The following is a 25,302-nucleotide window of genomic DNA, read 5'->3' on the forward strand; positions in this document are numbered from 1 at the left end:
GAGCCGCCCCTTCCGCTAATTGTGGTTTGTCTTCAGTTTGCCACGGCCCGCAAGGGGGATTCACCCCGGCAGCTTCATTCCTTTTATTGGTTACATAGCATCTATAGCGGAAGAACGATACACGGTCTTATTGCCGTCATCTTGGAAACCCGTACCCGTTTTTGCCTTCATGGCGGACGCCGGTATCCGGGTTTCTTTGCGTTTGCCTATATATCTCCTCCTAAGGCCGCCAATAGGTTAAATTCGAATTTCGGGACATATACTAACTTGACAGCACGTCCGGAAGGAGGAGACAAGGTGGATAAACTGACGGCCAATAAATGGTTCCGGGGGATGATTTGGGTCCTGCTCGGTCTGATTATTCTGTATTTCGTTTGGCTGCTGCGGCCGATGTTCATGAATATCTATCAATTTCTGAAAGCGATCCTTGCCCCCTTTGTCGTGGCGATGATCATTTCCTATGTACTCAATCCGGTCGTATGCATGCTGGCTGCGCGGAAAATGCCGAGGGGAATCGCCGTGCTGCTCATTTACGCCGTCTTTCTGACCTGCCTTGCGGTGATTCTGATCAATCTGATCCCGATGCTGATCGAGCAGATGGAGGAACTGAACGAGCATTTGCCGGAGATGACGATGCATGCCCAGAACATCATGAACAACCTGGATAATCGAGGCGTTCCGGTGGGGATCAAGGAGGGCGTGGATCAGTGGCTGCTGCAGTGGGAGGACCGGCTGGCCAAAGGCATTTCCAATTTCATGGACCATATCGGCAGTACCATTAACATCGTGCTGAACATTTTCATCATCCCGTTTTTGATTTTCTACATATTAAAGGACTTCGACGTTTTTGAGCGGGCGGTCGTATCGCTGCTGCCGCGCACGCGGCGCAAGGCTTCCGTCAGATTGCTGAAGGAGATCGATGAGGCGCTCGGCAATTATGTCCGCGGGCAGTTCCTGGTGTGTCTCATCGTCGGCATTCTGGCCTATATCGGATATATGATCGTCGGCATGCCGTATGCCCTCTTGATGGCGAGCATCGTCGCGGTATTCAACATCGTGCCCTATCTCGGACCGTTCCTAGGCGCGGCGCCTGCGGTGGTCATGGCTTCGACGATATCCTGGAAAATGGTGCTGATGGTCATCATCGTGAACTGGCTGTGCCAGCTCCTGGAGAGCAATATCGTATCGCCCCAGGTCGTGGGAAAGAAGCTGCATTTGCACCCGATGCTGATTATTTTTGCCCTTCTGGTCGGCGGAGAGATTGCAGGGGTCGTCGGACTCATTCTGGCGGTGCCTTTATTCGCGGTGCTCAAGGTCATCATTCAGCACTTTTTTGCCTATTACGTCAAGCGGAAGACGACGTAGAGCGGTTTGACAAGCGTCCGCGCTATCGGATATAATTCAGACAATACTATGCAAAAATGGACAAAACGGCGATGAAATGAAGTACGGCAGTTCCTCCTTGTTCAGAGAAGGGCTCCTTCACGGTGAGCGTGACGGCTGCAAGAGCCCCCAAGCGATACTGTCCGGAAAGCTGATTTCGGAGTGTGACAAAATTCACCGGCTGGCCCCGTTAACGGCCTTAACAAGGCGATCGCCTGATCATTCAAGCTGGCAGCCGGCGTATGGCGCCCGGCAGTCGTTCAGGCGGTAACCAGGGTGGTACCGCGAATTCATTCGTCCCTGATCTGATCAGGGGCGTTTTTTACGTTTAACCGTCCATTTGCATGCAATTTACGAGAGAGCTGGAGGCTGTTTACTATGAAAGCAAGTGAAATTCGTTCCAAATGGCTTGAATTTTTCGCAAGCAAGGGACACCAGATCGAGCCGAGCGCTTCGCTCGTGCCGCATAACGATCCCTCCCTGCTGTGGATCAACGCGGGTATGGCCCCGCTGAAGCCGTATTTTGACGGACGCATCAGTCCCGAAAATCCCCGGCTCACGAACTCGCAGAAGTGTATCCGTACCAACGATATCGAAAATGTAGGCAAGACCCGCCGGCATCACACCTTCTTTGAAATGCTCGGCAACTTCTCCATCGGCGACTACTTCAAGGAAGAGGCTATTACATGGGCATGGGAATTTCTGACCAGCAAGGAATGGATCGGATTCGACCCTGAACGTCTGTCCGTTACGGTTTATCCGGAGGATGAAGAAGCCTTTAAGCTCTGGAACGAAAAGATCGGCCTGCCGGCCGAGCGGATCGTGAAGCTGGAGGATAACTTCTGGGACATCGGCGAAGGCCCTTGCGGTCCTTGTACGGAAATTTTCTATGACCGCGGCGAAGCCTATGGTGACCTGTCTGATCCGGAAATGTACCCGGGCGGAGAAAACGAACGCTTCCTGGAAGTGTGGAACCTCGTCTTCTCGCAGTTCAACCACAACAAGGACGGCTCCTACACGCCGCTTCCCAACAAGAACATCGATACCGGAGCGGGCCTGGAACGCTTTGCATCCATTTTGCAAAACGTCGACTCCAACTTCGACACCGACCTGTTCCAGCCGATCATTCAAAAAACGGCAGAGCTGGCCGGCGTTAAATACAATGCCAGCGTAGAGGGCGACATCGCGCTGAAGGTCATCGCCGACCATGTGCGTACCGTTACGTTTGCGGTGGCCGACGGCGTGCTTCCGTCAAATGAAGGCCGCGGCTACATCATCCGCCGTTTGCTGCGCCGCGCCGTACGTTACGGCAAAGTGCTGGGTCTTGACCGTCCGTTCCTGTACAGCCTGGTGGAAACCGTCGGCGACATTATGGGCGTATACTACCCGAACGTGATGGAGAAACGCGAATTCATCGAGAAGGTGATCTCCACGGAGGAAGAACGTTTCCATGAGACACTGTCCGACGGCCTGGCGATCCTCGAGGAAATCAGCAAGCAGGCGCTGGAGCAGGGAACGAAGCAGATCGGCGGCAGCGACGCGTTCAAGCTGTACGATACGTACGGTTTCCCGTTCGACCTGACGGAAGACTATGCGGCAGAGCATGGGCTGACCGTTGACCGCGAAGGCTTTGACGCAGCGATGCAGGAGCAGCGCGACCGCGCGCGTGCAGCACGTCAGGAGAGCGGCGGCATGAAGGTTCAGGGCGGCGTCCTGTCCGATTATACGGTTAAAAGTGAATTTGTTGGATATAATGACACGGTAACCGAGTCGAAAATTGTGGCGATCATTGTCGATGATGCCATGGTGGACATCGCCGGGGAAGGACAGAGCGCACAGGTGGTGCTTGACGTCACTCCGTTCTATGCGGAGAGCGGCGGCCAGGTCAGCGACCAGGGTCTGCTGCGCGGCGGATCGGTGACGGCCAGAGTGGAGGGCCTCTTCAAGGCGCCGCACGGACAGCCTGTGCACCAGGTGACGGTGGAAGCCGGGGAGCTCAAAGTCGGCGAGACTGTCAAGGCGGAGGTCGATCATGACAAACGCAGGGACATCGAGAAGAACCATACGGCGACCCACCTCCTTCATAAAGCGCTGAAGGAAGTACTCGGTACCCACGTCAATCAGGCCGGATCGCTCGTTGAGCCGCAGCGCCTGCGCTTCGACTTCTCGCATTTCGGCAGCATTACGCCGGAAGAACTGGCGGATATCGAACGCCGCGTGAATGAACAAATTTGGAAGGGTACTAATGTAACAATTGAATATAAATCGCTCGACGAAGCCAAAGCGATGGGCGCCATGGCGCTGTTCGGCGAGAAGTACGGCAGCATCGTCCGCGTCGTGCAGGTCGGCGATTACAGCTTGGAGCTGTGCGGCGGATGCCACGTGAACAACACGTCCGAGATCGGAATCTTCAAGCTGGTCAGCGAAAGCGGCATCGGCTCGGGGGTACGCCGGATCGAGGCGGTAACCGGCCGCATGGCATACGAATTCCTGGAAGGCCAGCTGTCGCTGCTGAAGCAGTCCGCAGAGCTTCTTAAATCGAATCTGCACGACGTGCCGAGACGGATTGAAGCGCTGCACGGCCAGCTGAAAGAGCTGGGACGCGAGAACGAGTCGCTTCAGAGCAAGCTGAGCACGATCGAAGCCGGCCAGCTCACCGAACAGGTGAAGCAGGTGAACGGAAGAGAGCTGCTCGCTGTCCGCGTCAATGCCGGAAGCATGGACGGCCTGCGCTCGATTGCCGACGAACTGAAGGGCAAGCTCCCGAATGCCGTGCTGGTGCTCGGCGCAGCGATGGACGAGAAGGTGAACTTCGTCGTTTCCGTTCCGCAGGAGCTCGTGAAGTCGGGGCTTCATGCAGGCAAGCTGGTGAAGGAGATCGCGGCAGTCTGCGGCGGCGGAGGCGGCGGACGTCCCGATATGGCCCAGGCCGGCGGCAAGGACGCCAGCAAGCTCGAAGACGCTTTGAAGCTGGCTGAACAATTGGTTGGATCTGGAATTTAGGCATATCATCTATGCCTTCTGCATCCAATACATTGTAAAGACTCCGGCGGCTATCCGGGACTTTGTAAAATTTTTGTTTTTTATTTCCGTGGAATTTCCTTCGGCGCGGCCCGGTATGGTATGATAGAAAAAGTAGGAAACCTTAAAGATTCAATTCGTCAAAACATGCATGGACATGTTTTTGAAGAAGCGAGGTGTCACAAATGGATTCCATGGATAAGACAGTCAAGTTTAACGTGAAGGGTGATGAGAAGGAGGCCTCCGCGAAGGATATCCTTCTGACGGTATACGACGCGCTGGTGGAGAAGGATTATAACCCGATCAACCAGATCGTCGGCTACCTGATATCCGGAGACCCCGCTTATATACCGCGCCAGAACAACGCGAGAAGCCTGGTTCGAAAAAAAGAGCGTGATGAGTTGATTGAAGAGCTGGTCCGGTTCTATCTAGCCAATCACCGATAGGAGAGTTTTATGAGAATTATGGGACTCGATTACGGGGACCGCAAAATCGGGGTGGCCGTGAGCGATATGTTCGGCTGGACCGCCCAGGGGCTTGAAGTGGTCGAACGCCGCCGCGACGGGGCGGAAATGCAGCGAATTGCGGATCTGGTCTGCGAGCAGGAAGTGGAAGAAATCGTGGTTGGCCTCCCGAAGAACATGAACGGCAGCATTGGTCCGCGCGGCGAAATCTGCATTGCGTTTGCAGACCAGCTGAGAGACATGCTGAACTTGCCGGTTCATCTGTGGGATGAGCGGTTGACGACGGTATCCGCCGAAAGGACGCTGCTTGAAGCGGATGTCAGCCGGAAGAAACGCAGGCAGGTCGTGGATAAAATGGCTGCCAGCTTGATTTTGCAAAACTATTTGGACTCTAAGAGTAAAAGGTGAGGGTGATACAAATGGCTAATGACCGTAATCGTATGGAAGAAGAAGAACCGGAAATTATTTATATTCCCGATGACGAAGGCAATGAAGAGGAGTTTGAAGTCATCATGAAATTCGAGGTCGACGGCTCGGACTCCAAGTATATGATGGTCGTTCCGCTTGACTCCGAGGATGATGACTCCGACGAGGTCTATGCCTTCCGCTATGAGGAGGACGGAGACGATCTGAAGCTGTATATGATCGAGGACGACGAAGAGTGGGAAATCGTCGAGGAAACGTTCAATACGCTGGTTGCCGAACTTGATGGAGGGAATGAACATGAATGATTTCTCTGCAGATCAGGCCGTATGGACTTCCAAACTGAAGGAAGCCTTTGGTCCAACTGTGGAACTGGAAGATGAGGACGGAGTCACTTCCGTCTACGATCTTACAGCTGAGTTTGAAATCAACGGTCAGAGCTATGCTGTGCTCCAAAAGCCAGGAGATCAAAGCGGAGAATTCGATATCCTGAAAGTAGTCTCCTCGCCTGAAGGAACTCTTGGGCTTGTCACCATAGATGATGACGATGAATGGGAAAATATCAGCGAGCTGTACGACGAAATGACCTTTCCTGAGGACAGCGAAGATTAATCGGGCACAAGGTTTGATCAAGTACCAAAATTGATAACTCCGGAGTCCCCGCAAAGACAGCGGAATGCGTGAAACGGAGCATTGCGCTGCTTTGTGGGGATTTTTTTGGTTATGGAGGGTTGGATCGGTTTGAAAGCTGCCAAAAAGGCTCTGGTGGTGCTGGTGATCGTCTTGGTGATCATTGCCGGCGGGGCCTATTACGTCTGGAACGGCATGCAGCCGGTGAAGGCTTCGCAGAATGCCGTCAAGTTTACCATTGAGCAGGGAATGGGAACTTCGCAAATTGCCGGGGTTCTTAAGCAAAGTGGACTCATTAAAAACGATATGTTCTTTAAAATCTACTTGAAATGGAAAAACCAGGGCTCCCGTTTTCAGGCGGGAACCTATGAGGCGAAGCCGGGGGTAACCTACGACCAGCTGATTGCCAAGCTGAACAGCGGCGAAGTGGTGAAGGCGGAAATGATCCGCATTACGATTCCGGAAGGCTATACGCTGGAGCAGATCGCAAAGACGGTGGGAGAAGCAAGCCAGAGTGATCCGGCCGCGTTCGTAAAGCTGGCGGATACCGGCGGTCAGACGGACGTACCGGCCTTTAAGGAAATCCCCGCGGATACTTCGTTAAAGCATAAGGCGGAGGGGTACCTATTCCCGGACACGTACGAATTTAAAAAAGGAACCGGGCAGGAAGAGATCCTGACCCGAATGCTGCAGCAAATGCAGAGCAAGCTGGATCAGATCCCTGATCTGGAGCAGAAGCTGAAGGCTCATGGCCTTACATTGCACGAGATGCTGACGGTGGCTTCGCTCATCGAACGGGAGGTTGTGGTCGACAAGGAGCGTCCGCTTGTTGCGGGTGTCATTTACAACCGCTTGCACAAGGAGATGAAGCTAGAAATCGACGCTACAGTGCAGTACGCTTTGAAGGAGCCTAAGGAACGGCTGCTGTATAAGGACCTGAAGGTGGACAGTCCATATAACACGTATTTGCATCCGGGGCTCCCGCCAGGACCAATCTGCAGTCCGAGCATCGCTTCGATCGAAGCCGCATTATCGCCGGAAGCTTCCGATTATTTGTATTACGTGACCAAGAAGGACGGCTCGCATGAGCATTTATTTGCGAAGACGTACCAGGAGCATTTGAACAACATCAAGAAAAGCAACAGCAATGCGAAGCAGTAGCTGCGGGGCAAGTATCGCCCAGAATCCATTTGCCGCTGCGAGCACCAAAGCACCTTAGACTCTGCCGGAGACACGCGCTTCCGCCGGGTCCGGGGTGCTTTTTAAGTACTGTGGTTCTGCCTGGAAATTAATCGTTCAAAATGGTGAAATTCGTTTGGGGAGAGGGTGGCATGAATATGACTAAACAAGTGATACCGTGGACTAGCGGCCGCTGGTCGACGGAACCGGCTGCTTGTGAAGAGAAGGACGGGGAGCTGCTCGTTGAAGCGTGCCAGGGCAGTGATTATTGGCAAACGACCATGTACGGATTTGAACGGGACAACGGCCACTCGCTTCTGCTGCCATGGGATGGGGAAGAAGCGGTAGAGGTAACCTTTCGTTTGACCGCCTTCGATCATTTGTATGACCAGGCAGGGCTGATGTTATGGAGCCATGGGCAGCAGTGGATCAAAGCCGGAATCGAGATGAATGACGGCGTCCCTCATCTCGGAGCGGTCGTGACCCACGGCTATTCGGATTGGTCGCTTGCGCCCGTCCCGGAGTGGATGGAGAAGATGGTGACGATCCGGGCGTCCCGTCTGAAAGATGCGGTTATTATCAGAGCCCGGACGGAAGGGGAAGACTGGAGAACCGTCCGCGTATGCCGGCTTACTCCGGATGAATGGCAAGCGGGACCGTATTTGTGCGCGCCGACGAGTGCTGGGCTCAAAGTGGCTTTTACCCGATGGGCAACGGCCCAACCGGATGCGGATGTGCATGAACAGCCGCCGGAGTTGTAAGGACGGCCATGCCTGACGGCTGAGCCTGCCCTTCGTTGGAACAGGTCGACTTCATCGGCGAAAAAGGCTGCAGACTCTTGTCCGAACCCGGACGGAGGCTGCAGCCTTTTGGTGGTTGAATTTAAATCGGTTGTTTCTTAAAGCCGGGCCGTATCAAACAGCCGCCAGCGTTATGCCTGCAAATCCAAAGGGACTGGAGTGAGCCGTTCGATGGACAGCATGTCCCGGATCGCTTCCATTTCAAGGTAGCTGGTGATGACATGGTCCGCCTGGGACAAATCCTGCCGGCCGGATCCGGGGTTAAGGTACCCGATGCAGCGCATGCCTGCGCTCTTTGCGGCCTTGACCCCATTGCGAGAGTCCTCGATAACCAGGCATGATGAGGGCTCGGCTCCCAGCAGCTTGGCGGCCTGTAGAAAAATATCGGGTGCCGGTTTGCCGGACTTCACTTCTTCCCCGGAAAGCCGCACGCTGAAGAAGGCTCCAAGTCCGGTACGTTCCATGATGAGCCGGATCAGGGACGGAGGCGAGGAAGAAGCTACCGCAAGCGGCACCTGACGGCTGCGCAGCCAATCCAGCCAAGGCGTTACGTGGGGAATCGGCTGCAGTTCGGGGTGTGCTGCCATGATGTCCAGCACGTTGTTCTGATGATAGGCGAGCACTTCTTCCAGCGGGAAGGAGAGCTTATGCTTCTCCAGCACCTGCCTCCACATGGACTCCAGCGTTACCCCCACGTAGCCGTGATGCTCCTCTTCCGTTACGGGAGCGCCGAAGTGGGCGAAAGAGCTGCGCTCAATCTCAAAATAGATCGGTTCGCTGTTTACGAGCACGCCGTCCATATCAAAAATAACGGCCTTTACCGGCGGGGCCTGCCATTCCTGCTTCTGCAATGTCATACGCTTAACGCTCCTTTGTCGGTATTTTTCGCACCTAAACGGCTTCAGACCGATTGCAGAATGACCTTGATCGCCTGGGACGAAGGGCTCAGCGAACGCCCGTCCAGATCACAGCCCAGGGCTTGAAAGGCTTCCCGGTATCGGGCCAAGGGATAGGTGTGGGTTATGATTTTTTGCGCGGGAATAATTTGGCGCTCGATCATGTAATGGGCGGTGGAAAAGGTGCCCAGGGAATCGATCGAGCCGATGATTTTGAGGCTCCGGTCGACGACCTCTTTGGGATTAAAGGTGCTGACGCCGTCTCTTAAGCCGACAAGCATGAGGTAACCGCCGTTTGCCAGGCTTGGTAGCACCTGCGTTCCGACCACGCCGGTCGTATCGACGATAAGATCCACCTGTCCGCCGCCGGATGAAGCCTCCGCTACCGCCGTTTCGAACGAATCGTAAGTTCTCCAGCGTTCCGGGGCGATACCCCCGGCGATGGCGAGCCTTTCTTTGGAGATGTCCACAATGCTTCCCGTTACGCCTTTGGAAGCCAGGGCATAGCTGTACAGAATGCCGATGGGCCCGGCGCCGAGAACGACTGTTCGAAAATTCGGCAGGAGCCGGATTTGGTTGATTCCTGTCAGGATGCAGCTTAGCGGCTCCGTTAAGGTGGCCTCCTCGTAGCTGACATGATCTTTTAATGGATATAAAAAGCGGTCTTCGGTAACGTAATAATCGGTAAAGGTTCCGTTGGCGCTGACTCCGGTTTCCGTCACAGACTTATGGATGCAGTGATTTTGCCGGCCAGTTCGGCACATCTCACAGTGCCCGCAGTAATAAGTCGGGTCGATCACGACCCGGTCGCCTGGCTTCAGCGTTGTGACTCCCCTGCCGACGCTGACGACATCTCCTGCCGATTCGTGACCGAGGATGACGGACGATACCGCATGATATTTGCCGCTCACAATGCCCAGATCGGTCCCGCACACGCCGGTGGCGCGAATGCGGACGAGAACCTGATGTTCCTCTGTAATGGACGGCTCCGGCCGTTCCTCAAGCGTTACGTCCCATGCCGATTTATATACCAATGCCTGCATCACGTATTACCTCCTTGGATATGGATATTTGACTTTTGAGAACATTTGCAGACCTGTTAACCGACGCTGGCCAGAACCGCGTCCAGTCTTTCCACGATCGTTACGATCTCATCCGTCGTTACGGTCAGGGACGGTCTGACCTTGACCACGTTTCCGAATCCGTATCTGGACCCGCGGAGGATCAGATGCTGATCGGCAAAGGCGCGATCGATGACCGCGTTGGTCTTGGCGACATCCGGTGCCCCGTCCTCGTCCACGATTTCCAAACCCCACATCAGCCCGACGCCGCGTGCTTCGCCGATGCAGTCGTATTTAGTCTCAAGCTCATGCAGCAGGTCGCCGAGTATTTCGCCTTTCAGTTTGACTTCATCCAAAAATCCAGTCTCGGATACGACCTCCAGAGTGGACTTGGCCGCCGTAACGGATATCAGATTGCTGCCTGAGGTGAAGGAGTGCTCGTGCTTCTCCAGCACATCCAGGCGGGATTGCATCAGCACGGCCGCCACCGGAACGCCGATACCGCCCAAGCCTTTGGCAAGGGTGATCATGTCCGGCTGAATGTCGAACCGTTCGCTGGCGAACATGTAACCGGTCCGCCCGATCCCGGTCTGAACCTCGTCGGCGATCAGAAGCAGCCCGTGTTCGTCGCAAAGCTTGCGCAGAAGCTTGAAATATCCTTCGGGTGGAACGATATTCCCTCCGTTGCCGAGGATCGGCTCGATGATGATGCAGGCGACCGATCCGGAGCTTGCGTATTCGAGGTGGTCATGGATCGATTCGATGCATTGAAAGCCGCAGTTCGGGCGGGAGGCGTTAAAGGGACAGCGGTAGCAGTAAGGAGCGGGAACGTGTACGCTGTTCGCGGCAGTCGAGTTGGGGAAGTGCTTGCGCCGGAAGGCGTTGCCGGAGATGGCGGTGGCAAACTGGGTTTGGCCGTGATGGGACAGAAACAGGCTGATGATGTCGGTGGCTTGCGTATATTTTTGCGCGATCTTGGTCGCGCATTCGTTGGCCGTGGATCCGGTAATATCCCGCATCCAGCCGGTATCGATCCCATTCGGGGCGTGCTCGGTCAATTGGTCCAGCACTTCGTTCACATACGGTTCGGTAAAAGTGGAGGACATGTGAGTCAGGCGTCCCACCTGCTCCTGAACCTTTTCGACGACATGCGGATGGTTGTAGCCGAGCGAAAGATTGAACGTTCCGGACACGCCGTCCAAATACTCCGTGCCTGCATCATCGACCAACGTAATCCCTTTTCCAAACTTGAAACGGTTTGTGGTTAAGGTTTGCATCCGTCTTCCCTCCAAAGGTTAATTTTAATTTCGTTAATTCGTTGTTATAAGAATAAATTTTTTCCGTATGGACATTGGATTTCCCCAAAAGGGGGCCATCATCCCTCGTGGCCGTGCCCCAGAAGGCTTCCACCCAGCTTATGTTTCCTGGACTGCTGCTGCTTGGTCAGGATCAGGGACGCAAGAAGGATCAAGCTGAATCCGGCAAGGATCCAGACGGCCATTCCGGCCGACCATTGATCCATCGACCAGCCGATCAGATACTGCAGCACCGCGCCGCCGATCCCGCCGGATGCGATCAGGATGCTGGTGGTTGTCTCCGTCATTCCCGGAATGAGCACGTTGGCATACACGAGGGCGATGGAAAACAGCCCGGACATCGAGACGCCGACTCCAAAGACGAGCAGGTAGGCTGTCCATTCGTTCGCCCATAAAGCGAACCCGATCGTAAAGGCGAGGGTAGCCGCCGTGCTCCAGACCAAAAACGGGATATACCTTACCGTTTCCGCGATTCTACCCACGAACAGCCGCCCGATGACCATAGCAATCCACAGGATGGTGACGCCAAGGGAAGCGAGTGAATCTTTAACGTGCACCTTCTCGATCAGAATGGAGGGCAGAAAATTCATCAGCCCCAGCTCAAGACCCATATATACAAAGAAAAAGATGATGAATATACCCAGCAGCCCGGCGTATCTACCCCGGTAGCGGCTTTTCTCCGGAGAACCAGCGGATACCGCCTTGTCCAGCCGTGCGGAGCTCTCTGCCGGCATGGCCAGCCACAGGATCAACAGGATCAGCGATACCAGGGCAACCGTAAAAAAGGTGAGGAACCAGGCGTCCATCGTAAGAAACAGGCTGACCGCCGCAGGAATAAGGAGCGCGCCCAGACCGAAGTAAACGTCGAGCTTGGTCATGGCGACCGCTTTCTGTTCTTCGGCAAATTCAATCGTAAACGCGCCGATCGAAGACTCAATGATGCCGGAACCGAAACCGACGAGCAGGGTCATCAGAATGATCCAGGTCCAGGACGGAAGGCTTCCCATGACAATGCAGGCTGCGGTGACGCAGGCCAAGGAAACAGCAAGCATCCGCTTTCGGCCGAGCTGGGCCGACATGAAAGGCGAAGCCGTAACTCCGGCGAGAAAACCGAGAAACTGCAGGAAGAGCAGCGTACCGCCGTCACCGTAATCCTTATGGTAATGGGCAAGGAGGACGGGAAGCATGGCGCCAAGCACCACGCTGGTGATTCCGATCAGCAGGTAAAATCCGCAGCTTAAGGCAAACAACCTCCGCAAGAATTCACGCTCCTTTGTCGATATTTTGGGAGATCTCCAAATCTATCAGCTGATGTAATACAATTTATACCATATTAGCCATAAAATAAATATGTTATTTTGTAAAATAATATTTTAAATGTAAAAAATATGTAATTAGAAGGAGAACGCACCATCCGCATGGTTCCTTTCTCATATGAAAGAGAAAGAAGAGGCTTGACTGTTTTCGTCGAATAATAAGGTCTTCCGCCTCTGGCAGCCTCTGTTTCAACATCTTTAATGGGCATTCCCATGTATAGTTCAATAGAATTATGAGGTTTAGGAAAAAAGTTATAAAAAAATTGCCAAAAAAGCAAAGGTTCGAGATGGAAAATGTCGAAGAATAAAGTAGGCATTCGTTTTTTAAACTTACATACGACGTAATGCAAGAAATTGAAACGGCGGTGAGTGAGAGTGGGATGGATTCGAAAGAAAGATATGGGGGAAGAAAAACAGAAACAGAATAGCTCCAGCTCAAAGGAGCGAAGCGGCAGCAAGCGGAAGGCTTCAGCAGCATCAGGAGGGCCGGGAGATCCGAAAAAGCCGTCACGGTTCGCCAGCCTGCCGGGCATCAGCGGGGCACAGCTGCAAAATTTAAACCCGTTCAAGTCGGTGGGCGTGAAGCTGTTCCTGATTTTTTTCGTGGCGATAGCGGCGATCGTGCTGACCCTGGGTCTAACATCCTATAGCAAAGCCAAAAGCACCATCAAGAACAATACGGCGCTGGCGAACAGCCAGACGATCCAGCAAACTCAGGAAAAATTGGATATCATTCTGAAGCAGTATGAAGATATGGCGATGCAGATGTTTTTTGATCCGGAAATGCAGAGCGTCATCGACGAGCTGGCACGGAACCGGCAGGATGAATACCAGAACTTCGTGCTTACGGATCAGATCAACAAAAAATTGTCAAACCAGCTGAACAGCAACTCTTCAATCAAAGCGATTTATCTGGTTCCGCCCGAAGAGTCGCAGCGGATCATCTCTTCCGGTTCAGGCGGCCTGGACATCAATACGATCCGCGAAGCCGACTGGTTTAAAAATGCGAAGAAAACAAATCAGACATCATGGGTTCCTTCTTCAAAGGGTAAGGATGGAAGCGTTTCCTTCGAGCTGGTCCGCTCGCTGCAGAGCTTGTCCCGCGGCGGAGCCTACGTTATTATCGTGGAGCTTAAGACCGATGTCATCGAAAACCAGCTCAACGGAATCAGCCTGGGTGACGGCAGCAAGCTGCAGGTGGGCGATGCGAACGGTCAAGTCGTTGCCTCTACCGTGAACAGCGAAGCAGGATCCAAGTCCATACTTTCGTTCATGCAGGGCCAGAAAGAACCGGCCAAAACCCTGGAAACGCAGGATAACGAAGGGAATGAAATCCTTGCCGTATACAACACGCTCGAGACGACCGGTTGGAAGCTGGTAGGAACCGTTCCGGTCGAAATGCTGGTCAAGGACGCCAAGGGAATTCTGGTATTGACCATGGGAATGGCCGTTGGAGCGATCGTGGTCGCCATCCTGATCGGGTTCTGGATGGCCCGGATGATCGCAACCCCGCTCAGCAAGCTGAAAGATCTAATGCTGGAGGGGGCCAAGGGCAACCTGAACGTGCGGACGCAGCATAAGTCTAAGGATGAAATCGGTCAGCTGGGACAGGCTTTCAATCTGATGGTGGACCAAATTACGAAGCTTGTTCAGCAGACGAATACGACGGCCCAGCTCGTGCTTGAAACGGCGGGCGAGCTGACCGATGCTTCCAAGAAGACGGCGATCTCGGCCAAAGAAATTGCCATTGCGACCGAGGAAATCGCCAACGGGGCAAGCAGTCTGGCTACCGAGGCGGAGCGCGGAAACGAGATGACCGAGCATATGGCCAAGCAGATGGGATTGGTGATCACGGCCAATGAGGAAATGGGCAGCGCCGCGCGGCATGTTGAACAATCCAGCCAGTACGGAACCAAACAGCTGAACGAGCTGCTGGACAAAACGCATCAAACGGAAGAAATGACGCGTGAGCTGATGCACAAGGTGGATGCCTTGAAGCAGACGGCAAGCTCTGTCAACAAAGTGCTGGTCGTGCTGCAAAATATTACGAAGCAGACGAATATTCTGTCCCTGAACGCAACGATCGAAGCGGCGCGGGCCGGGGCGGCCGGACGAGGCTTCATGGTTGTGGCAGACGAAATTCGCCAGCTTGCGGACCAGTCCAGACAATCGATTGACATGGTAGGGCAGATCACCGGTCAAATCATGTCCGAGATGAATGAAACGGTCGAAGCGCTGTCGGACGCTTATCCGCTGTTCCAGCACCAAATGAATGCGGTGAAGGAAACGAACGAAATTTTCGTATCGGTTCAGGAACAGATGGGCGATTTCACGCAGCGGCTGCAATCCGTAACCGAATCGATATCAGCGCTGCATGATTCGCACAGCGTTCTTTCGGAAGGCATGAGCAACGTCAGCGCGGTAGCAGAGGAATCTTCGGCGACCTCCGAGGAAGTCGCCTCGCTCAGCAATGAGCAGCAAAGCGTGGGCGATCATCTCGTTGAGCTCTCCGCCAAGCTGGAAAATGTATCGATTCAGCTGAAGGAATCGCTGTCCCGGTTTACGCTGAACTAAAGGAATCATAAGGAAGCATGATCAAAACTTAGCTTTATTCGCATGCAGCAACGTTGGCAGTGTAGTGCCAACCCAATAAACAGTTTTCACAGTGAGCCAACGTGTCCTCCGCTCGGGGATGCGTTGGCTTTCTGGTTCTCCGGGAAATGGGCTGGCCTAAGCTTGACGGGTTGGACATGCCTGCTGAAGGATATACTGAGTGGAAAAGGCATAAAGAGGGGTTCTTCTTGAGCGTAAAACATAAGCAGCGCATTTTCTATGTGCTGGTCATCCTTTCGTTTATGATGACAGTACTCATATTGAGGTTAGCCTACATCCAGCTCGTTATGAGGGTGTCGGAGCTGCCCGGAAGCCGGTTTACGATGCAGGAAATGTCGGTGCTGCAGCGGGAGCGCGGCGTCGTTTTGGACTCCGGGCGGGGCAAGTTTTACGACAGAAACGGCGAGCCCTTAACAGGGAAGACGGTTTCCGCCGTCGTGTTGTTCCCGGTTTCCGGTTCCATCCGGCAAGAGGCGAAGGACAAGCTGAATGCGATCACCCGGGTCCTGAAGACGGATCAGGCCGCCTTCCTAAAGGTATGGGACCACTTGAGCGTCCCCCTCGTGTGGCCGGCTTCCCGCAAGAGCGATCCGCTGGCGTTGAAGGACAGCGAAGCGAAACAGGTAAGGACGGCCGGAATCAGCGGCATCGAAGTGCTGCCTTATACTACGCGGTATAAGGATGCTTCCAGCGGGATGCAGTGGCTCGGCTATTTAACGGAGCAGCCCGGGCAGAAGCATCTGATCCACACGGGGTATGCCTTCCAGGAAGGGGCGGCCGGGCTGGAAAAGACGCTGGAGCCGCTCCTGCGCGGGATGGGTCCGACGACCGCCTATTATACCGTCGATGGAAGCGATCAGCCCATTCCGGGTACGGGTATCCGGATTAAGGGACCAGGTAACGCCTATTATCCGCTCAAATTCCGCACCACGGTGGACCTGGAGCTGCAGCGGCAGATCGAGCAGCTGGCCAAGGAATCGGGGATGAAGGAGGGAGCCGTTGTCCTCCTTGATGCACAGACGGCCGATGTGGTTGCCATGGTATCGTTGCCGTTCTACAATCCTTTGGACGTCAATCCGCAGCAAAGGGCATGGAATAACCGCGCTTTGCAGGCAGCCGTGCCTGGTTCCATATTCAAGACGGTCATCGCGGCAGCGGCACTAGAGGCAGGCGTCACTTCTCCGGATGAAACCTTTACGTGCACCGGTGCATACGGTAAATATGGACTTTCCTGCCCCAAAGAGCATGGCGTGATTACGCTCGCGGAGGCTTATGCCGAATCGTGCAACGCCGTGTTTGCCGAACTGGCGGAGCGGCTGTCAGCGGGCGAAATCGAAGCGGCCGCTCATAAGCTGGGCCTGGGCAGAACGGTGGGCTGGGAGGAAAAGGACATCCTGGGCCTGCCTCTTCTGCGCCCGTTCGACCATGAGGACAGCGGAAAAATCTTTGCCGATCCGGATAAGGCCGATCGGGACGGGGGGATCAGCGCACAGACCGGCATCGGTCAGCGCGATGTACAGGTGACCCCGCTGCAGGCCGCCAACATGATCGTGACGCTTCTTCAGCAGGGACAAGTCCATGCGCCACGAATTCTGGAGAGCGTTTCGTATGCCAACGGCCAGCTGATGAAAGAGCTAAAGCCCCATTTGGCCCCGTCGTCCCTTGGTACCGTCCAGCCGGCAACTGCGGATTTGATTACCGGCTGGATGGAAAAGGTGGTCACCGAAGGAACGGGTCAGTCGATCCGCGGCGCGGCATGGCCGCTGGCCGGCAAATCGGGAACGGCCCAGGTGAACATAAACGGGCAGCCGCGTAATCATCAGTGGTTCATCGGGTACGGACCCGTGAACCAACCGAAATACGCGGCTGCGGTACTGTATCAAAATATGTCGCCGTCCTCCCGGAACCAGGCGACGGTGCTGTTCGGACGCATTATGAACCTGCTTGCGGCTCATCCGGCGGCGTAGCATCCGGCGTGCGGGTGGTCATATCAAAGGGCGAGACGTCGAACTCTTCCTTCGGAAGGCGGATCCAGCTCTGCAAATATCCCTGCTGGAGCAGTTCCTTGATCAGGATCAGCAGCACGGGAGAGAGGATCAGTCCGGCGATGCCAAAGATCGACAGGGAGATGATCATGAACGAGAGCATCAGGAATGCCGACGACACGCCGATCGAATTGCCTGTAATCCGCGGTTCGAGCAGCTGGCGGGTGAGAAGCACCACGACGAGCAGGACGGAAAGGCCGATCGCCAGACTGAGATTGCCGACAATAAACAAATAAATGATCCATGGGATCAGGATAACCGGAACCCCGACGAGCGGCAGAATATCAAATACGGCACAAACCAAGGCTAGTGCAAGCTCGTTGCCTGTGCGCAGAATCAACAGCCCGGCATATACGAGCACAAGGGTGATGAGCACCATGATCAGCTGGGCCTTGATGTAGGAACCGATGGCTTTCAGGACATACGTCTTCAGAAATGTGTAGGCGTTCTTCAGCGTCTTCGGCGACTTGTCCCGCATCACTTTTCTCCAGCTGCCGATTTCGGTGCTGAGGAAAAACGCCAGGATGATGGCGATGCCGAAGTTGCCCATAAAGGACGAGAACGAACTGAACAGTCCGACCATATATTTAAAGAAAGCGGTGGCCCACCCGCTGGCATAATCCGTTAACGTCGTAAAATACTCGTTCATTTTTGCGGTGACATTTGGCGGCAAGGCTGCGATTTTTTCCTGAAGAAATTGCGTCAGCTTGGTAAATTCCGTTTGAATCATATGCGTGTATTTGGGCAAATTATCTTGGACCTGGGCGAACTGGGAAACGACGATCAGGCCGACCCCGAACAGGATCCCCAAGATCACCAGAATAAACACCAGTACGGAAATGGCGGAAGCGAACGGTTTGGGCATGCCCCTCTTGTGCAAAAACTTGGCCAGCGGTTCGATCATAAAGAAGACGACGAACGATAAAAATACGGGCGCGGCGATTTGGTACAGCTTGCTGAATATGTACATGACGAGGAAAACGGTAAGTACGATGAACCCGATATCCACAAAGGTTCGCCAGTATTTTTTGTACAATGGAAGCATCGCGGGCGGATCTCTCCTTTTCACAACAGATTATTTTTCATTGTACACGATTTATAAAAAAACGCCTATTTCTTCAGTCACTGTGATAAAATAAGAGGTAGCGATTTTTATAGGGTGCCTATGAAAATCAAAGTTATCAAATAACACATGCCTTTCGGCAAGTCAAAGTCAATACAGAGAAAAGTGGGGATATGACATGCAGACTTTGCTGCTTTGGTTATTTTACATCTCATCGTTTTACGCGTTTATTCCCGGCTTGATCACCCGGATATTCGGTTTCCGCGTATTTCGCAGAGGGATCACGGAGCATGAATACGCGCTGACCTTCGATGACGGTCCCGATTCGGTGTACACTCCGAAATTGCTGGACCTGCTGAAAAAATACAACGCCAAGGCCACCTTCTTCGTCGTCGGCTCGCACGCGGAGCAGCATCCCGAAATCGTCAAGCGGATCTATGACGAAGGCCATCTGATCGGCATTCATAATTACGTCCATAAATCGAACTGGCTGATGCGGCCCGGAACGGTCAAGAAACAGATTATGAAGACCGACAAGGTGATTCATACGATTACCGGCGAGCGCAGTTCTTATTACCGTCCGCCGTGGGGAATCGTGAATCTGTTCGATTTTGCCAAGCGGAGCCAGTTCAAGATCGTCCTGTGGTCGTCCATGTTCGGCGACTGGCGGGAACGCATCGGCGCGGACCGGCTGACCGAGCGGATGCTGAACAAGCTTCAGCCCGGAGAAGTGATGCTGCTTCATGATTGCGGCCTCACGGCCGGAGCTAACCCGGACGCGCCGCAGCAGATGCTGATCGCTTTGGAGCGGGTGCTGGAGGAAGCGGAGCGCCGCGGAATGAGAGCCATCCGGATCGACGAGATGATCGAAGCGAAGGAGAAAGCGCCGGAGCGAAAGCTGCCGCGGCTGAAACGGGCTTCGGTCAAAGTTTGGCTGCTGTGGGAAACGCTGTTTCATGCGATGTTCCGGTTGAAATCCATCCGGCCTTATGATCCTTTCATCCATTACCGGCTGCGCACCTATAAGGGACAAACGGTGGAGATGAATGACGGCGCCACGCTGTCCAAGGGAGATAAAGTGATCGAGCTGCACTTCGATAACGAGAAGCTGTTCCGGCTCGGTGTCCGGTCCAGATCGATGGTTCACCTGGCCATACAAATGATCCGCGCCACCGAAGATCAGTTCCCGGAACTGGCCCGGATCATCCTGAGCGACCCTGAACTGCAGCAGGCGAAGGCCATATACGGAGTCACGATGATTAACCGGGGGCCAAAGAACTTCGGCTTCAAAATCGTCGATTTGAAAGACGGCTTATTCGCCAGATCGACGACGATGTATTTGAAGTTCCTGCTGCGGATCATTAATCCGTCCGGACAGGAACGGCTGAAGGACCATGCGGAACAGATGGTTCCGAAACTGCTGGTCATGTCTGTCGCTCAGCTAGTCGAGCGGTTTTCCGAGAGCGGATCTCACCGCCGGCAGCAAGTGAAGGAGCCCTCCGATCCGCAAGAGGAGAAGAAGGGCGAGCTGCTTGACCTGAATCTGGTTGCTTCGTCGCAGGGGATCGGCAGCACGCCGCCTGCTATGTAAATCAAACAGCACTTATACGAAAATATGGATCGGGGCTGTCCCGGCTGTGGTAAAGACCGCAGCTGGAGACAGCCCTTTTGTTGTTGAGCCGGAAACCGAATGAAGCAGCGTTACTCTTTAAAGCTTTATGCTTTATATAAAAAAGGTGCTTCATAAGTCGGAGCGACTTATGAAGCACCTCGGATGCATCTCACTTCGATGCAGAGTGGATTAGATTTTCATGACGCCGCCTTGGCTGGCGTTGGTGACGAGCTTGGAGTAACGGGCGAGATAGCCTGTTTTCACTTTCGGCTCGAAGCCTTTCCAATGGGTGCGGCGCTCGGCCAGCACTTCGTCGCTGACAAGAAGCTCGATTTTGCGGTTGTTCAGGTCGAGCTCGATGATGTCTCCGTCTTCGACGAAGGCGATCGGACCGCCCTCAGCCGCTTCCGGAGAGATGTGGCCGATACTGATCCCGCGGGATGCGCCGGAGAAGCGTCCGTCCGTGATCAGGCCGACTTTGGCTCCAAGGCCCATGCCGACGATTTGGGACGTAGGCGCCAGCATTTCCGGCATGCCTGGGCCGCCTTTAGGTCCTTCGTAACGAATAACGACGACGTGGCCTTCTTTAACCTTGCCGTTCGCGATGCCTTCCAGCGCCTCTTCCTGGGAGTCGAAGCAGATGGCAGGACCTTTATGATAGCCGCCGACGGATGGATCCACGGCGCCGACTTTGATGATGGATCCTTCCGGAGCCAGGTTGCCGTAGAGCACCGCCAGGCCTCCACGCTCGGAGTATGGCTGGTCGATCGGATGGATGACGTTCTTGTCCTGGATTTCGCAGCCGGCCACGTTCTCGGCCAGTGTCTTGCCGGTAACCGTCATGCAGTCGCCGTACAATGCGCCCGGCTTCTTGAGAAGCTCGTTCAGTACGGCGCTTACGCCGCCTGCGGTATGAACGTCTTCGATGAAGTAATCCGAAGCCGGTGCGAGCTTGGAGATGTGCGGCACGCGGTTGGCGACTTCATTGATCCGCTCCAGCGGATAGTCGATGCCGGCTTCCTGAGCGAGAGCCAGGGTGTGAAGCACGGTGTTCGTGGAGCCGCCCATGGCCATGTCGAGCGCAAAGGCGTTGTCGATGGATTCCTTGGTCACGATGTCACGCGGCTTCAGGTCCATCTTCACGAGTTCCATCAGCTGGCGTGCGGATTGCTTGACGAACTCTCTGCGTTCTTCGGCTACCGCCAGAATCGTGCCGTTGCCCGGCATTGCCAGTCCAAGGGCTTCCGCCAGACAGTTCATGGAGTTCGCGGTGAACATGCCCGAACAGGAACCGCAGGTAGGACAGCCGTATTGTTCGAGCTCCAGCAGATCGTCGTCGCTGATTTTGCCGACTTGGTGGGCACCGACGCCTTCGAATACGGATGTCAGGGACAGGCGGCGTCCTTTGCTGTCTACGCCAGCCTTCATCGGACCGCCGCTGACGAAGATCGTAGGGATGTTGACGCGCAGCGCGCCCATCAGCATGCCCGGCGTAATTTTGTCACAGTTCGGAATGCAGACCATACCGTCGAACCAGTGGGCGGAGACGACGGTTTCGAGCGAGTCGGCGATGATTTCGCGGCTCGGCAGGGAATAACGCATGCCGATGTGCCCCATGGCAATGCCATCATCAACGCCGATCGTGTTGAATTCAAACGGAACGCCTCCGGCTTCGCGGATGGCCTCTTTGACCAATTTGCCGAATTCCTGAAGGTGGACGTGGCCGGGAACGATATCGATGTATGAGTTGCACACGGCGATAAACGGCTTGCCGAAATCCTCCTCTTTCACGCCCGCCGCGCGGAGCAAGCTGCGGTGAGGCGCGCGGTCAAAGCCCTTCTTGATCATGTCAGAGCGCATTTTATTAGCTGCCATGATGTCTTTTTCCCCCTAACTGTAAGTATCGCGCTTTAGCGCGGTTAACTATGAAAGTGCCCGTATAAAACGAAACGGTTTTAAATGAGTCTATCACAAAATGAAAGCTTTTTCTAGCAATGGTTCGAAAGATTCGGGGAACTTTAGGCCCAGGCAGGCGAACAGGAAAAGGCACCTTCCATTCGCTGGGAATGAAGGTGCCTTTTGGCTTATGTCAATCAATCACTCGTTGTTGGCTGATGGTCAGGCAGGAATTAGTTTTTACCGCCCTTGCGGCCGATTTCTTTGTAGAACTCCTTATCGTGAGACTCGGAAGTGGCTTCGCCGCCTTTTTGGCCGATCTCCTGATAGAATTCACGGTCATGGTTTTTGGAAGTGGCTTCGCCGCCCTTGCGGCCGATTTCCTGATAAAATTCCTTGTCATGATTTTTGGCCGTTGCTTCCCCGCCCATACGACCTGCTTCTTCTCTGCTCATTTTACCGTTATTATCGTTGTTACGTGCCATTTCAAATCACTCCTTGGAAAGTATTTTTGATTGATATAGATTGAACTAAAGTGTACCTCCGGACCCGAAGTCCGTACCCGCCTTCCGGAGAAAGCGCGGATGACGTTAGCCTTAGTTCACTCTATATTAGTTGCGCGCATCCTTTACTTACCACGGCTTTTTTGGATTGAAACAATTAAATTATGAAATCATTGGTAAATAACTTGCTTGGATACAGCCCTGTCGGAAGGAGGCCTATCAGATCAGCCCTAGCGGATAAGCTCGTGGAGAGGAGGAGACAAATACGGCTCCGCTTCTATTGTTACATATTGACAACCCTTCATCCTCCGCTGACAATAGGGACAGACCAAGTAACGGAAAGGGGAAGAAAACATGCAGGATAGTAACCTACCTGGATCACCCGAGCTTGTCACGTTCGGAGAAAGCATGGGGCTGTTCACGGCGCAGGATTCCCGCGGCCTGGAGTATGCTTCCACCTTACATAAATCCTTTGGCGGAGCGGAGAGCAATGTGGCCATCGGCGTCGCCCGTCTGGGTCACACCTCAGGCTGGTTCGGGGCGCTGGGAAAGGATCCTCTCGGGGACATGATTTACAAGTCAATCCGCGGCGAAGGCGTAGACGTGTCGCAAACGGTCCGCGGCGTTGACGCGCCAACAGGCATGATGATCCGTGAAAATACGGCCGGCCGCACATCGGTGTACTATTACCGGAAAGGCTCCGCGGCAAGCCGGATGCAGCCGGATCAGCTGAATGCTTCCTATATTGCCGGGGCCAAAATTTTGCACGTGACCGGCATTACAGCGGCGATCAGCCCGTCCGGTCTGGCCTGCGTCGAAGCGGCTATAGACATCGCAGCGGCAGCCGGCGTCAAAATCAGCTTTGACCCCAATCTCCGCCTGAAGCTGTGGAGCCTGGAAGAGGCGCGGGGCGTGCTGCTGCGTCTGGCCGAAAAGGCAGATTACTTTTTACCGGGCCTCGACGAGCTGAAGCTGCTGTACGATACGGACGATGACGCGGCGATTTTTGCAAGCCTTTCCAAACTGAAAGCCGTATCGATCGTCAAAGGCGGTCCCGACCTGACTTATGTGCTGGAGCAGGGGAACGTAACGGAGGTTCCGTACTTCAAAGCCGACAACGTACTGGATACCGTCGGAGCGGGTGACGGCTTCTGTGCCGGCTTTATCGCCGGGCTATTGAAGGGCGAAAGCGCCGTGGAAGCGACCCGTCTGGGGAATCTAACCGGATCCATGGTTATTCAGGCCGTGGGTGATTGGGAAGCGCTTCCGACATGGGAGCAGGTCGAGGCGAAGCTCGGCAACAAGGCGCATATTGAGAGATAAGGCGAAAGTTTGTGGGGGACTCTGGAAATAGACATCTTTCAAGCTTTTCCATATAATGAACAAAAGGAGCGGTCATTGTGAAAAAAATCCAGCTTTTGCAAAAAATTATCGATAACGGCGTCGTTGCCGTTCTGCGCGGAGATTCGGCCGATCAGGTGTTTGACATGGCGGAGGCGGCGATTGCCGGCGGGATCAAGGTCATCGAGGTTACGCTGACCGTGCCGGGAGCGCTGCATGCGATCGAGAAGCTCAGCCGGATGTACAGCTGGGAAACGAGCGACCCGGACAAATTCGCCATCATCGGAGCGGGAACGGTACTGGAGCCTCAGACGGCGCGCGCTTCCATCATGGCCGGAGCCCAGTTTGTCGTCGGTCCTTCGCTGAATCCCGACACGGTTAAGCTGTGCAATTTGTACCGCGTGCCGATTCTGCCTGGCGTCATGACGATCGCCGAAGTGCAGCAGGCACTCGAGCTCGGGGTCGACATCGTGAAGCTGTTCCCTGGCAGCCTGTACGATCCGTCCATCATCAAGACGATGAAGGGGCCTCTGCCTCAAGCGGACTTTATGCCGACAGGCGGCGTATCGCTGTCCAATCTCGGCGACTGGATCAAAGGCGGAGCGGTGGCCGTGGGCATCGGCTCGGACCTGACCAACGAGGCTGTCAAGACTGGGGATTTAAGCCATGTCCGCACGAAAGCGGAGCAGTACATGGAGGCTTACCGCAAGGCAAAGGCGGAGCTGTAAGCCGGCCGGAATGTTGTGAGTGGAATCATTGTATCATAAGTAAAACCCAAGCATTGTGAATCAAACCCGATCGTAACGGGTACTACACCATACAGCCTGCCGTCCCGCATGTGGAGGCGGGCTGGTCCCTTATTCCATATGAAGCGAGAAGCCGCGGATCGGATCAAAAGGACCAACACTTGTGGAGGTGCACCATATCGTGCAGAACATAGATACGCTTACCTCTTGGATTGAACAAAGCGGCAATATCGTTTTTTTCGGTGGAGCGGGAACGTCGACGGAAAGCGGCATTCCCGACTTCCGTTCCGCCGCCGGGCTGTATCAGACCGAACAGCATCTGCCATACCCGCCGGAGCAAATGCTGAGCCGGTCCTTTTTTATGAAGCTTCCCGAGGTGTTCTTTGATTTTTACCGCAGCAAAATGCTGCATCCCGATGCGGCTCCGAACGGCTGCCACCGGATGCTGGCCAAGCTGGAGCAAGCCGGCAAGCTGAAGGCTGTCGTAACCCAGAACATCGATGGATTGCATCAGAAGGCGGGAAGCAAAGAGGTGCTGGAGCTGCACGGTTCTGTTCACCGGAACTACTGCATGGGCTGCGGGGCGTTTTACGACCTGGAGCACATCATGGCGACGAACAAGCTCGTTCCGCGCTGCCCAAGCTGCAGCGGGATCATCAAGCCCGACGTCGTCCTGTACGAGGAGCCGCTGGACCAGCAGGTGCTCTTTGGTGCGGTGGAGGCGATCTCCCAGGCGGATCTGCTCATCATCGGCGGCACCTCTCTGACAGTTCAGCCGGCAGCGGACCTGGTGTCCTATTTTCAAGGAAGCCGTACCGTCCTCCTGAATATGGACCCCACTCCTTATGACCGCAAAGCGGATCTGCTGATCGCTGATAAAATCGGCGAAGTGATGGAGCAGGTGGAGCGGAAACTGGGTATTTAATGGGTGGCAGATGTTCATAGCGCGGTAAGCAAGGTAACAGCTTAGTCCATCCCTTTTTTACTGGAAGGA

The 25,302-nt window shown here is 54.5% G+C and carries 20 protein-coding genes and 1 pseudogene; 14 read left to right on the forward strand and 7 right to left on the reverse strand.

The features are described from left to right. Window positions 1-333 precede the first annotated feature (333 nt). The 8 genes from ABID47_RS00380 (at window position 334) to ABID47_RS00415 (ending at window position 7,861) form a co-directional block, all read left to right on the forward strand. Window positions 334-1,365, forward strand: coding sequence for an AI-2E family transporter (locus ABID47_RS00380; protein WP_397334147.1), 1,032 nt, complete (start codon window positions 334-336; stop codon window positions 1,363-1,365). A 396-nt stretch (window positions 1,366-1,761) separates the two neighbouring features. Then, complete coding sequence (gene alaS, locus ABID47_RS00385; protein ID WP_354494444.1) at window positions 1,762-4,386, forward strand: alanine--tRNA ligase; 2,625 nt, start codon at window positions 1,762-1,764, stop codon at window positions 4,384-4,386. Between the two features lie 203 nt (window positions 4,387-4,589). Further along, window positions 4,590-4,850, forward strand: coding sequence for an IreB family regulatory phosphoprotein (locus ABID47_RS00390; RefSeq protein WP_076169644.1), 261 nt, complete (start codon window positions 4,590-4,592; stop codon window positions 4,848-4,850). A 9-nt stretch (window positions 4,851-4,859) separates the two neighbouring features. Further along, window positions 4,860-5,276, forward strand: coding sequence for a Holliday junction resolvase RuvX (ruvX, locus tag ABID47_RS00395; RefSeq protein WP_354494446.1), 417 nt, complete (start codon window positions 4,860-4,862; stop codon window positions 5,274-5,276). A gap of 11 nt (window positions 5,277-5,287) precedes the next feature. Next, complete coding sequence (locus ABID47_RS00400) at window positions 5,288-5,599, forward strand: DUF1292 domain-containing protein (RefSeq protein WP_076169646.1); 312 nt, start codon at window positions 5,288-5,290, stop codon at window positions 5,597-5,599. Further along, the gene (locus ABID47_RS00405) at window positions 5,592-5,903 is read left to right on the forward strand and encodes a DUF1292 domain-containing protein (protein WP_116229388.1); all 312 of its coding nucleotides are present in this window, start codon (window positions 5,592-5,594) and stop codon (window positions 5,901-5,903) included. The genes ABID47_RS00400 and ABID47_RS00405 overlap by 8 nt, the downstream gene beginning before the upstream one ends. Window positions 5,904-6,014: 111 nt before the next feature. Further along, the gene (gene mltG / locus ABID47_RS00410; protein WP_354494449.1) at window positions 6,015-7,082 is read left to right on the forward strand and encodes an endolytic transglycosylase MltG; all 1,068 of its coding nucleotides are present in this window, start codon (window positions 6,015-6,017) and stop codon (window positions 7,080-7,082) included. 176 nt (window positions 7,083-7,258) lie between these two features. Next, the gene (locus tag ABID47_RS00415; protein ID WP_354494451.1) at window positions 7,259-7,861 is read left to right on the forward strand and encodes a DUF1349 domain-containing protein; all 603 of its coding nucleotides are present in this window, start codon (window positions 7,259-7,261) and stop codon (window positions 7,859-7,861) included. A 170-nt stretch (window positions 7,862-8,031) separates the two neighbouring features. Here ABID47_RS00415 and ABID47_RS00420 read toward each other — a convergent pair whose 3' ends face one another. From ABID47_RS00420 to ABID47_RS00435, 4 genes are all read right to left on the reverse strand, one after another. Further along, window positions 8,032-8,757 (reverse strand): HAD family hydrolase, encoded by a 726-nt coding sequence (locus ABID47_RS00420; RefSeq protein ID WP_354494453.1) that lies wholly within the window; start codon window positions 8,755-8,757, stop codon window positions 8,032-8,034. Between the two features lie 44 nt (window positions 8,758-8,801). Beyond that, on the reverse strand, window positions 8,802-9,839 hold the full coding sequence (locus tag ABID47_RS00425; protein ID WP_354494455.1) for a zinc-dependent alcohol dehydrogenase: 1,038 nt from the start codon (window positions 9,837-9,839) through the stop codon (window positions 8,802-8,804). A gap of 56 nt (window positions 9,840-9,895) precedes the next feature. Further along, complete coding sequence (locus ABID47_RS00430) at window positions 9,896-11,134, reverse strand: aspartate aminotransferase family protein (RefSeq protein WP_354494457.1); 1,239 nt, start codon at window positions 11,132-11,134, stop codon at window positions 9,896-9,898. Window positions 11,135-11,232: 98 nt separating this feature from the next. Continuing rightward, window positions 11,233-12,432, reverse strand: a complete 1,200-nt coding sequence (locus tag ABID47_RS00435; protein WP_354494459.1) for an MFS transporter — start codon at window positions 12,430-12,432, stop codon at window positions 11,233-11,235. A 456-nt stretch (window positions 12,433-12,888) separates the two neighbouring features. On the opposite strand from ABID47_RS00435, the gene ABID47_RS00440 reads away from it, so the two are divergent. Together ABID47_RS00440 and ABID47_RS00445 are read left to right on the forward strand one after the other, a co-directional pair. Further along, window positions 12,889-15,063 carry a methyl-accepting chemotaxis protein gene (locus tag ABID47_RS00440; protein ID WP_354494461.1) on the forward strand — a complete coding sequence of 725 codons (2,175 nt, stop codon included), beginning with the start codon at window positions 12,889-12,891 and terminating at the stop codon, window positions 15,061-15,063. Between the two features lie 227 nt (window positions 15,064-15,290). Next, entirely contained in the window at window positions 15,291-17,069 is a 1,779-nt protein-coding gene (locus ABID47_RS00445) for a peptidoglycan D,D-transpeptidase FtsI family protein (RefSeq protein ID WP_354494463.1), read from the forward strand. Here the strand turns inward: ABID47_RS00445 and ABID47_RS00450 are convergent. Next, window positions 17,035-18,192: an AI-2E family transporter gene (locus tag ABID47_RS00450; RefSeq protein ID WP_076169654.1), complete on the reverse strand. Its 1,158-nt coding sequence runs from the start codon at window positions 18,190-18,192 to the stop codon at window positions 17,035-17,037. The two genes, ABID47_RS00445 and ABID47_RS00450, sit on opposite strands and share 35 nt — an antisense overlap. Window positions 18,193-18,388: 196 nt before the next feature. Between ABID47_RS00450 and ABID47_RS00455 the strand changes: the two genes are divergently transcribed. After that, entirely contained in the window at window positions 18,389-19,801 is a 1,413-nt protein-coding gene (locus ABID47_RS00455; RefSeq protein WP_354494465.1) for a polysaccharide deacetylase family protein, read from the forward strand. A gap of 210 nt (window positions 19,802-20,011) precedes the next feature. Here ABID47_RS00455 and ilvD read toward each other — a convergent pair whose 3' ends face one another. Continuing rightward, window positions 20,012-21,697: a dihydroxy-acid dehydratase gene (gene ilvD, locus ABID47_RS00460; RefSeq protein ID WP_181152987.1), complete on the reverse strand. Its 1,686-nt coding sequence runs from the start codon at window positions 21,695-21,697 to the stop codon at window positions 20,012-20,014. 260 nt (window positions 21,698-21,957) lie between these two features. Continuing rightward, window positions 21,958-22,203: pseudogene (locus ABID47_RS00465) on the reverse strand (KGG domain-containing protein); the annotation flags it as partial. 372 nt (window positions 22,204-22,575) lie between these two features. On the opposite strand from ABID47_RS00465, the gene ABID47_RS00470 reads away from it, so the two are divergent. The 3 genes from ABID47_RS00470 (at window position 22,576) to ABID47_RS00480 (ending at window position 25,233) form a co-directional block, all read left to right on the forward strand. Next, window positions 22,576-23,544, forward strand: coding sequence for a sugar kinase (locus tag ABID47_RS00470; RefSeq protein WP_145023339.1), 969 nt, complete (start codon window positions 22,576-22,578; stop codon window positions 23,542-23,544). A 77-nt stretch (window positions 23,545-23,621) separates the two neighbouring features. Then, window positions 23,622-24,290, forward strand: a complete 669-nt coding sequence (locus tag ABID47_RS00475) for a bifunctional 2-keto-4-hydroxyglutarate aldolase/2-keto-3-deoxy-6-phosphogluconate aldolase (protein WP_116229394.1) — start codon at window positions 23,622-23,624, stop codon at window positions 24,288-24,290. Window positions 24,291-24,489: 199 nt separating this feature from the next. Further along, window positions 24,490-25,233 carry an NAD-dependent protein deacylase gene (locus ABID47_RS00480; protein ID WP_354494468.1) on the forward strand — a complete coding sequence of 248 codons (744 nt, stop codon included), beginning with the start codon at window positions 24,490-24,492 and terminating at the stop codon, window positions 25,231-25,233. Window positions 25,234-25,302 lie beyond the last annotated feature (69 nt).

This window comes from Paenibacillus favisporus, from assembly GCF_040545415.1.
GTDB classification, from domain to species: domain Bacteria; phylum Bacillota; class Bacilli; order Paenibacillales; family Paenibacillaceae; genus Paenibacillus_AQ; species Paenibacillus_AQ favisporus.